Origin of the sequence: Leptospira kemamanensis (assembly GCF_004769665.1) — a bacterium.
In the GTDB taxonomy this organism is placed as follows: Bacteria; Spirochaetota; Leptospiria; order Leptospirales; family Leptospiraceae; genus Leptospira_A; species Leptospira_A kemamanensis.
Genome location: NZ_RQGG01000020.1, coordinates 1 through 9,073, shown reverse-complemented (window position 1 = coordinate 9,073; position 9,073 = coordinate 1). Strand labels below are relative to the sequence as shown.

Genomic DNA, 9,073 nt, shown 5'->3' with positions numbered 1-9,073 from the left:
AACTCCGGAGAGTATTTTGATCGTCTGCTCACTTGGCACCTCTTGCTTTTTCTGCGAAAAAAAGGTGTCCGTTTTTATGTAATCAGGCTACATTGAAATCAGTAAGCAATTTCCACTACAATCTATGCTGGAACCTTCTTTCATTTTTTACAAAAATCGTTGTATGATAAAGGGAATCAACCATACAACAACATATATGTTATCTCAAAAGAATCTATCATCCATTACCATTCGCAAAGCCTTACAGGAAGACATTCACAAGATTGTCCCTCTCATCCATTCCTCTGGGCCTCGTGCATGGGATTTTGTTTTCCAAGAAGGAAAGATTTCAGCATTTGATTTTTTGCGTTCTGCCTACCGAAAACGTGGAAACACAATTTCATTTTCAAACCACTTTGTTGCTGTAAAAGAAGGCGAAGTTGTGGGTTCCATCTTAGAATACACCCAACCAAATTTTTTAGCTCTCACTTTAGGTACAGCCTTACAAATTCTTTTGTTATACAAATGGAAAGCACCAAAGGTAATGGCTCGCGGTTTAAAAACAGAAACCGTCATTCAACCACCTAAATCGAATTGTTTGTATTTAGGTCATATTGCTGTTTCGGAATCACACCGAAACCAAGGAATCGCCAAACAACTCATTGAGTTTATGATCCAAAAAAATCCAAAATTTAAAACCGTGTCCTTGGATGTTTCTATGGAAAATCCTTCAGCCATTGGTCTCTATCAAAAGTTAGGTTTTACGATCAAGGAAACAAGGCACCCAAAAGGTTGGGAAGGCAAAATTCCATCACATCATTATATGGAAAAAGAAACCTAAATTGATTCGTTTAACATGGATTCTTTTTTAAATATGGAAAAAGAACTGATTGTGGATGGATTTTATCTTTGGAAGGGTATTTTTCCAATTCAAACGATCCTACAAATAAAAACCATTTTACAAAAAGCAAATGCGGAATGGAAAAAATTATATGACCATCCTTTGGTGATCAATAGTGCCTATCTCACTTCGACAAAGTTTATACAAAATGCAGAAGAACGGGACATACTGTTTCAGTTCATTGCATCGAAAACAATTTTAGAAATTTGTAAGAACATTTTAAAAACTGATTATTATTTTCTCAATACTCAGATTTTTTTCAATCCTGTAGATGATAAGAAACTTCCCTATTGGCATCGTGATATTCAGTATTTGGAAATCACAGAAGAAGAACAGAAAACAAAAATCCAAAAAGATTTTGTTTGGCACTTTCGAATTCCACTGGAAGAGGATCCTGGGATTTGGATTGTCCCTGGCTCCCATATACGTTGGGATCACGAAAAAGAAAGAGAAGTCCGATTGGAAATGAACAACCATCGAAGTGATGAACCATTAACAAACCAAATCCTCATCCCTCATGATCCTGGAGATTTATTCGTATTTTCTTCTCACCTCCTCCACAAAGGTGAGTATGGGAAAAATCGATTTTCGTTCGATATCCTTTACACGAATTTTCCAGAATCAAAAGAGACGGTTGCGAAATGGGACCACTTTCCAAATTGTAATGAAAGTTCCTTAACCACCGAACAAAGAAAATTATTTGTAACAAAATAAATAAAATAAAAGAATATTATGGTTCTCATTTTTGTCAGAGAATTTAATAATCATTTCAATCGAATATTGGTAATTAGATTTTTCATTTGACTATCAACTTACGATATCGTAATTTGATTTAGAATGCGAATTAATGAATTTTTTTCCAGTTTTATCAAAATTCACATCTTACACCACTGTCTAAAGGAAGAAATTTACGGAGTTTGGATGATGGAAGAATTAAGAGAACATGGCTATAAAATTAGTCCTGGTTCTTTGTATCCTCTCTTAAAACACCTAGAAGAAAAAGGACTCATTCGTTCTCGTATCGAACAAACGGGAAAGGTAAAACGAAAATTCTATCGCATCACGCCAAAAGGAAAAAAAGAACTTTCCTCTGCAAAAATCAAACTTAAGGAGTTAATCGGTGAAATACTTCAATAAACTATTACAAATATTTTTGACTGCACTCAAACTCGGCTTCACATCATTTGGTGGTCCCATCGCCCACTTAAGTTACTTTCACGACGAATATGTAACGAAAAAAAAATGGATAAGTGCACACGCCTATGCAGACTTAGTTGCCTTATGTCAATTTTTACCAGGGCCAGCGAGTAGCCAGGTTGGAATGGCCATTGGACTTTCTCGAGGAGGTATATTAGGAGCCATACTTTCTTGGATTGGATTCACTCTACCTTCTGCCTTAATTTTGATATTATTTGGACTTGGTTTATCAACAATTGATATCACAAATCATAAACACTGGTTACATGGTCTTAAAGTAGTTGCTGTTGCCGTTGTCGCACAAGCCATTTTGGGAATGGGAAAAAAACTTTGTCCCGACAAAGAAAGACTTACGGTTTCTATTTTAACAAGCGTAATACTATTGTTTTTTAGTTCTGCAATTTTACAAATCACACTTCTTGTTATATCGGGTTTGATTGGAGTTTATTTTTTAAAATCAAAAGAAGATTTACCTCACGACTCCATTCACAATGGAAAAAAATCAATTGGATTTCTATTTTTAATTCTCTTTTTTGTTTTGTTGTTCCTTCTTCCTGTATTAAGAAATTTTGTTAATCTAACTGAAGTTCAATATGTAGATAGTTTTTATCGTGCTGGAGCACTCGTTTTTGGCGGAGGACATGTAGTTTTACCATTATTACAAGCCGAAGTGGTTCCAACTGGTTGGGTAAGTAATGACTTATTTATGGCAGGTTACGGAATGTCCAATGCAATTCCTGGCCCTTTATTTGCATTCAGTAGTTTTTTAGGTGCAGTATCAACTGCCAATCCCAATGGATGGACTGGAGCTATTGTCTGTTTGGTGGCAGCTTTCCTTCCTTCTTTTTTACTCATTATAGGAGCCCTTCCTTTCTGGGAACAAATGAGGAAAAACAAATGGATCCGAAAAGCAATGCTTGGCATCAATGCGTCTGTTGTAGGAATCTTACTTGCGGCATTTTACAATCCGGTTTGGACCAGTGCCGTCTTTTCTCCGAAAGACTTTGCCCTTGTCATTGTTGGATTTTTACTTTTGGAATTTTGGAAACTGCCTTCCTGGTTAGTGGTCATCGCTACAGTAGCAGTAAGTTTTTTCGTTTATCTTTAGGGAGGTTGGTAGCGATTCAAAGAGAAGAATCAACACTTAAATCAATTTATCATTGTCTTTTGAATTCTTTTGGAAAAATCTTTCTTTATGAAAGATTTTTTCCTACGAAATAATGACTACCACCTTTGGGCCACTAATCTTTTATACAAGTCCATTGAAAGTTTATCTGACACGGATTACAAAAAAGATGTTGGATTATTTTTTAAATCCATCCATGGCACTCTCAATCACTTGTTAGTTGTGGAGAACGTTTGGTATACAAGACTTACGGGACAAACATACCTTCCCAATTCCTTGGGTGAAGAGTTAGAAAAAGACCGTGAAACCTTAAAAGGAAAATTACTAAAAAGTATCCTCGTTTGGAAGGATTGGATCTCTAACTTTGATCATATTAAATGGCAAGATCCATTTCGATACAAAACAATGAGAGGTTTTGAAGCTGAACTTTTGTATTGTGATGTAGTTCATCATAACATGAACCATAGAACACACCACCGGGGCCAGATTACCGCTGCCATTACTATACTCGGTGGACCTTCTCCCGAAATCGATTATGTGTATTACTTACAATCTTTAGGAAAATAATATGTGGAAACCAACTAAAAAAACAAGAACCATGACCAGTAAAATTTTACTCGTAATCTTTTCTTTTACTTCACTTTTCCATTTTTTTGCTCTCTTACAAATCATTCCTTATCAGTATCTATGGGGAGGTAGGTTACAATCAGTACAAGAAATGTATTTGATGGAAAGTATTTCCTTAGTATCCAATGTATTCTTTGTTTATTGTAGTTATATTTATTTACGATATTTAAACTTAGGTTTCGTTCCTGTATGGATTCGCATTGTCTTTGGATTTATCTCAGGAATATTTTTTCTCAATACAATCGGGAATTTAATTGCAGTAACAGATTTAGAATCTTTACTGGCAACACCAGTCACTGCTTTTTTAGCAGTGGTTAGTTTTACATTGGTACCAAAATATGAAAATCAGACAAGCGAACCACAATGATCTTTCACAACTAACCGAGTTATTTGATTTGTACAGGCAGTTCTATGGCCAAGAAAGCAATCATCATGATGCAAACGAATTTTTAAAGAATCGAATGGAACATTGTCAATCCATCATCTTCCTTGCAGAAGATACTAAAACAGGAAATTTTGTTGGTTTTACACAACTCTATCCCGTATTTTCTTCTATATCCATGCAACGATCTTATATTCTAAATGATTTATATGTCAAAACCGAAAACAGAAAGCAAGGTATCGCCAAACAACTTATTAGTGAAGCAAAGTCATTTACCAAAACATTCCAAGGAAAAGGACTTGAGTTGTCTACTTCTGTGCACAATCAAGACGCAAGGTCTTTATATGTGAAGGAAGGTTTTATAGAGGAAACAGAATTTTTAACCTATTTTTGGAAATCCACATAATCCTGAGACAGCCGAGGTAAGTTTCGATGTACATTCCTGAACCATTCCGTATGAATCCATCCACGATGATCCAATTCGTGAAGGAAAATGCATTTGGAATTTTGATTTCATCTTTAGAAAACACAAACGAAGCTACCCATTTGCCTCTCATCCTTTCGGAAGATCACAAATACTTGTTTGGACATTTCGCCAAACCAAACCCACAAAAAAATGCAAATGGGAAAGAAATGCTTTGTATCTTTACTGGACCACATTGTTATATTTCCCCTTCTTGGTATGAAACAAATGATTCAGTTCCTACCTGGAATTACACTGCTGTCCACATCAAAGGGATATTAACCTATTTGGAAGATCCAATCGAAATTCAAAAAGGATTAGAAACTCTGGTCCAAACGTTTGAAACAGAAAATTCGAGTTATCAGTTCAAAGAAGTCGACGAGAAGTATCTATTAGGTTTAAAGAAAGGGATTATTCCCTTCCGAATTCAAATCACAAATTGGGAAGGAAAAGAGAAACTTAGCCAAAACAACTCGGTGGAACGAAGAAAACGAGTGATTCAGAATCTAGAAAGAATGCCAGGGGAAAACGAAAAAGCGATTGCCAATTTAATGAAACAATCCTTAGATCAGAATTCATAAGGATTGAATCAACTCACTTTTCATAAAACGAAAACGTTTTCTCTATAGAAAGAATGAGTTAAGTGAAACACATTGAAACTAGAATTAAATGTCAGAGTCACACCTGAAATTGCAGTAAATCCCGATCATCTTTTACAGTTTGTCTCCAAACAAAACAAAATTCCCAAACAAGATATCAAACACATAGAATGTACCGCTCGTTCCATTGATGCCCGTCAAAAAAACATCGTATTCCAATTACGATTGGATGTTTATGTCAATGAAGAGTTTATCCCTGCTAATTTCTCCTTACCCAATTTTTCAAATGTTTCCTTACAAGAACCAGTTCTCATCATCGGTGCAGGTCCTGCTGGACTTTTTGCCGCCTTACGTGTCTTAGAGTTAGGTAAAAAACCTATCATTTTAGAACGGGGAAAAAATGTAAAAGAGAGAGTCGCTGATCTGCGAGGGATAAACGTTCATCACATTGTCAATGAAGATTCTAACTATTGTTTCGGGGAAGGTGGTGCAGGAACCTATTCAGATGGCAAACTGTATACGAGATCCAAAAAAAGAGGGAATATCAGAAAGGTATTGGAATATCTTGTCTCTTTTGGTGCCACAAAACAAATATTAGTGGATGCTCACCCTCATATTGGCACAAATAAACTTCCACGAATCATTCAAAACATTCGTGAATGTATTTTAGCTGCCGGTGGAGAGATTCATTTTCAAACTCGTGTCACTGATCTCATTCTCAACGGGAAGTCCATCCAAGGTGTCATCACAGCGGATGGTCAGAAGAGGAAGGCAAATCATGTCATTATTGCAACGGGACACTCGGGCAGAGAGATGTTTCACTTATTACATGAAAAAGGAATAGAAATTCATACCAAACCTTTGGCGATTGGAGTTCGAGTGGAACATCCACAAAGTTTAATTGATTCCATCCAATATCATTGTATCACTAAAAATCCATTATTACCTGCTTCAGAATATTCTTTAGTAAAACAAATCAATGGCAGAGGTGTATATAGTTTTTGTATGTGTCCAGGTGGTGTCATTGCACCTTGTGCCACTAATCCAGGGGAAGTTGTGACCAATGGTTGGTCCAGTGCAGAGAGATCAAGACCAACAGCCAACTCAGGAATCGTCGTTGAACTTCGATTAGATGATTTTAAATCATTTGAATCGTTTGGAGTTTTTTCAGCTCTTAAGTACCAATCTTCGATCGAACAAAAAGCATTTAGTGTCAACGGTGGGACGCAAAAAGCACCTGCTCAACGTATGGTAGACTTTACAAAAAACATTATGTCAACCGATCTTCCTAAAACTTCTTATACCCCTGGACTTGTATCTGTCTCTTTGGCCGAAGTTCTTCCTCCTCTCATTGTTGATGCTCTTCAAAAGGGATTTAAAGAATTTGATTCCTCCATGAAAGGATATTTCACCAATGAAGCGATCTTACATGCACCCGAAACAAGAACATCTTCTCCAATTCAAATTCCACGGAATCCAGATACCTTAGAACATATCGCGATTAAAGGATTGTATCCCTGTGGTGAAGGTGCAGGGTATGCGGGAGGAATTGTTTCTGCTGCTATTGATGGAATGAAATGTGCAGAAGCCGCCCTAACTGGTTCTTTCACAAAGTAAAATGAAATCATTTGGAAAATTTCTCCCCAGTTTTCTCATTGGGAGTTTTGTTTTCTATTTTTTATCAGAGCGAGCAATCTACCGTTACCAACATATGGGTGCGGGTGTTGACATCGGTCTTTTTGAAAACCTATTTTACAACCTGAGCCATACTGGCGAAGCATTCACCTCACTTGGTATCGATGGGCAATCACATCATTATTTTTCAGATCATATCAATTGGTTTATTTATCCCATTGGTATTTTGTATCATTATTTTTCACATGCTGAAACTTTATTAATCTTACAGGCATTGATTTTAAGTATTCCAATCTTTGTTTTACCGACTTTCGGAAACCAAAATTCATACAAAATCATATATCCACTGTTATATGCTCTTTACGTACCTATCTATTGGATTCAAATTTTTGATTTCCATCCAGAAGTTTTATGGATTCCTTTTTTCTTTTTCTTTTTTCTGTTTTGGAAAAAACAATCTAAACTTTGGTATGTATTCTTTTTCCTAAGTTTATGCACAAAAGAAGAGACCACACTGATTTGGATTGTATTTTCTTTTTTGATTCGGGACAGCCATCCCAAAGAAAGTCGAACGATTGGCATCATAACCATCCTCTATATGATCCTTTCGATTTTTTTATTATACTATTTCAATAACCAGACAGAACATTACAAACTAGCACATCTGGAACGATATGTTGATCCCATTGGTGCAATCACCAAATACCATCTGTTTCCTTATCTCCTACTTTTTTTACTATTCCCTTTTTTGTTTTTGCCACTCCGTTACCCGCTTAGTCTCTGTCTGTTTCCCTACGTGTTGTATTCGCTTGGTTCACAATGGGAAGTGAACAAAACTCCCTTTACCCATCATAGTTTTATCACGATTCCGATTCTCTTCTTAAGTTTTATCGAAGAAGTAGAATCGTTTTCTCTCCCGTGGAAACGAACCATTCTTAGCCTTTCTCTTTTGATTTCAATAGTTTTGTTTTTCCAATTTGGTCCAATAACGAAAACCTATTCCTATCGAAAAGACTTCATGAATCGACAAATCAAAACAGATGATGTGTCGATTTTGCGTTCCCTTTTTCCAGGTGAGTCTATTGTTTCCAATGTTCCTCAATACCTAGCAAATCGATCTGAAGTGTACTTGTTTCTACCTAACAAAGAGTACTCGGCAAAGTATTTTGTGTACTACCAAGGAAAGGATTTTCCACCGTATGAGAAAGCGCCGATTGGTTATGAGCAGAGTTTTCATAAGGAAAACCACATTCTTATCTTCCAACATAAGAAAATTGATTGATCGAATGGAAATCTTCTGCACCATCAAACAGTGAGAATGAAACAGTATATCATCTTTATTGGCATTTTGTTCCTTGTACAATGTGCGACAGACCTCAGACAAGTCCCTCCACCTACAATCAATGGAAATCCGGATCGCACGAAAACGAACCTAAATCTTGTCATTGGAAAATTTGAAATTCTATCGGCAGATAGAGGTGTATATACGGATGCTTGGCGAAGAGCATTAAAAGGGCATTTTCAATCTGCTGCCTTGTTTGCCAATGTTCTAAACGAGTTAGAACCAGATTCATCAAAAGAATTTTATACGATTGATATCGAAATGAAAACAACCTACCAAGACAAATACAATTGGTGGTATTCATGGCCTGCAATTTATCCTTTGATTGCGATTTGGCCCATCCAATATCGAGACGGTGACTACAGTGTGGAATTCCAATACAAGCTCTATCTAAATAAAAATTTAGTCAAAGAAGAAAGGATCATTAAAAAGGGATCAGCCAACGAATTCTTATATGGATTTTATAAAGTGAGAAACTTCCAGAGAATGATTGAAGAGACAAACTTAGAAGCAGTAAATACATGTATCAAAAGTATAGAAACCTCGTTATAATTTTAATTTTTTCTCAGGTTCTTGGTTGTGTCAGTATACCTTTCCAACCTGCCAATAATACTGATGAATGTTTGGCATATTATTTTCAAACAAAACGACAAGTGACAGAAGTTTTTGATGAGAACGTATTAACTCTTGGACTCGTTGTGAGTTTATCACTTCTCAATACTGCCATTTCTCCAATTTTTATTTATCCTATTCTCACAACACCTTTCATCCAATATCGAAACAAAATGAGAGCAGATGATATCTTAAATGACTGGAAAACAG

Annotated in this window: 11 protein-coding genes and 1 pseudogene; all 12 read left to right on the top strand. The window is 36.1% G+C overall.

Going from position 1 to position 9,073, the window contains the following annotated elements:
* Positions 1-196: 196 nt before the first annotated feature.
* Entirely contained in the window at positions 197-820 is a 624-nt protein-coding gene (locus tag EHQ59_RS08280; protein WP_135619189.1) for a GNAT family N-acetyltransferase, read from the top strand.
* A 15-nt stretch (positions 821-835) separates the two neighbouring features.
* Positions 836-1,594, top strand: a complete 759-nt coding sequence (locus EHQ59_RS08275) for a phytanoyl-CoA dioxygenase family protein (RefSeq protein ID WP_244245446.1) — start codon at positions 836-838, stop codon at positions 1,592-1,594.
* Between the two features lie 123 nt (positions 1,595-1,717).
* On the top strand, positions 1,718-2,017 hold the full coding sequence (locus tag EHQ59_RS08270) for a PadR family transcriptional regulator (RefSeq protein ID WP_135619187.1): 300 nt from the start codon (positions 1,718-1,720) through the stop codon (positions 2,015-2,017).
* Complete coding sequence (gene chrA / locus EHQ59_RS08265) at positions 2,001-3,185, top strand: chromate efflux transporter (protein WP_135619185.1); 1,185 nt, start codon at positions 2,001-2,003, stop codon at positions 3,183-3,185. The genes EHQ59_RS08270 and chrA overlap by 17 nt, the downstream gene beginning before the upstream one ends.
* 87 nt (positions 3,186-3,272) lie before the next feature.
* Complete coding sequence (locus tag EHQ59_RS08260) at positions 3,273-3,770, top strand: DinB family protein (protein WP_135619183.1); 498 nt, start codon at positions 3,273-3,275, stop codon at positions 3,768-3,770.
* A 1-nt stretch (position 3,771) separates the two neighbouring features.
* A complete protein-coding gene (locus EHQ59_RS08255) occupies positions 3,772-4,197 on the top strand; it encodes a hypothetical protein (RefSeq protein ID WP_135619181.1) in 426 nt (141 codons plus the stop codon).
* Entirely contained in the window at positions 4,169-4,618 is a 450-nt protein-coding gene (locus EHQ59_RS08250; protein ID WP_135619179.1) for a GNAT family N-acetyltransferase, read from the top strand. Before EHQ59_RS08255 ends, EHQ59_RS08250 begins: the two co-directional genes overlap by 29 nt.
* 26 nt (positions 4,619-4,644) lie before the next feature.
* Positions 4,645-5,256, top strand: coding sequence for an FMN-binding negative transcriptional regulator (locus tag EHQ59_RS08245; RefSeq protein ID WP_135619177.1), 612 nt, complete (start codon positions 4,645-4,647; stop codon positions 5,254-5,256).
* A gap of 72 nt (positions 5,257-5,328) precedes the next feature.
* The gene (locus EHQ59_RS08240) at positions 5,329-6,891 is read left to right on the top strand and encodes an NAD(P)/FAD-dependent oxidoreductase (protein ID WP_135619175.1); all 1,563 of its coding nucleotides are present in this window, start codon (positions 5,329-5,331) and stop codon (positions 6,889-6,891) included.
* A gap of 1 nt (position 6,892) precedes the next feature.
* Entirely contained in the window at positions 6,893-8,191 is a 1,299-nt protein-coding gene (locus EHQ59_RS08235; RefSeq protein WP_135619173.1) for a DUF2079 domain-containing protein, read from the top strand.
* Between the two features lie 36 nt (positions 8,192-8,227).
* On the top strand, positions 8,228-8,803 hold the full coding sequence (locus tag EHQ59_RS08230; protein ID WP_135619171.1) for an LBF_2127 family putative lipoprotein: 576 nt from the start codon (positions 8,228-8,230) through the stop codon (positions 8,801-8,803).
* Positions 8,804-8,874: 71 nt separating this feature from the next.
* A pseudogene (locus EHQ59_RS08225) lies at positions 8,875-9,073 on the top strand (hypothetical protein); the annotation flags it as partial.

What these genes read in the sequence shown, in the direction of transcription:
- EHQ59_RS08280 (WP_135619189.1), top strand. Translation starts at nt 197, where the DNA reads ATGTTATCTCAAAAGAATCTATCATCCATTACCATTCGCAAAGCCTTA.
- EHQ59_RS08275 (WP_244245446.1), top strand. Translation starts at nt 836, where the DNA reads ATGGATTCTTTTTTAAATATGGAAAAAGAACTGATTGTGGATGGATTT.
- EHQ59_RS08270 (WP_135619187.1), top strand. Translation starts at nt 1,718, where the DNA reads ATGCGAATTAATGAATTTTTTTCCAGTTTTATCAAAATTCACATCTTA.
- EHQ59_RS08260 (WP_135619183.1), top strand. Translation starts at nt 3,273, where the DNA reads ATGAAAGATTTTTTCCTACGAAATAATGACTACCACCTTTGGGCCACT.
- EHQ59_RS08255 (WP_135619181.1), top strand. Translation starts at nt 3,772, where the DNA reads ATGTGGAAACCAACTAAAAAAACAAGAACCATGACCAGTAAAATTTTA.
- EHQ59_RS08250 (WP_135619179.1), top strand. Translation starts at nt 4,169, where the DNA reads ATGAAAATCAGACAAGCGAACCACAATGATCTTTCACAACTAACCGAG.
- EHQ59_RS08245 (WP_135619177.1), top strand. Translation starts at nt 4,645, where the DNA reads ATGTACATTCCTGAACCATTCCGTATGAATCCATCCACGATGATCCAA.
- EHQ59_RS08235 (WP_135619173.1), top strand. Translation starts at nt 6,893, where the DNA reads ATGAAATCATTTGGAAAATTTCTCCCCAGTTTTCTCATTGGGAGTTTT.
- EHQ59_RS08230 (WP_135619171.1), top strand. Translation starts at nt 8,228, where the DNA reads ATGAAACAGTATATCATCTTTATTGGCATTTTGTTCCTTGTACAATGT.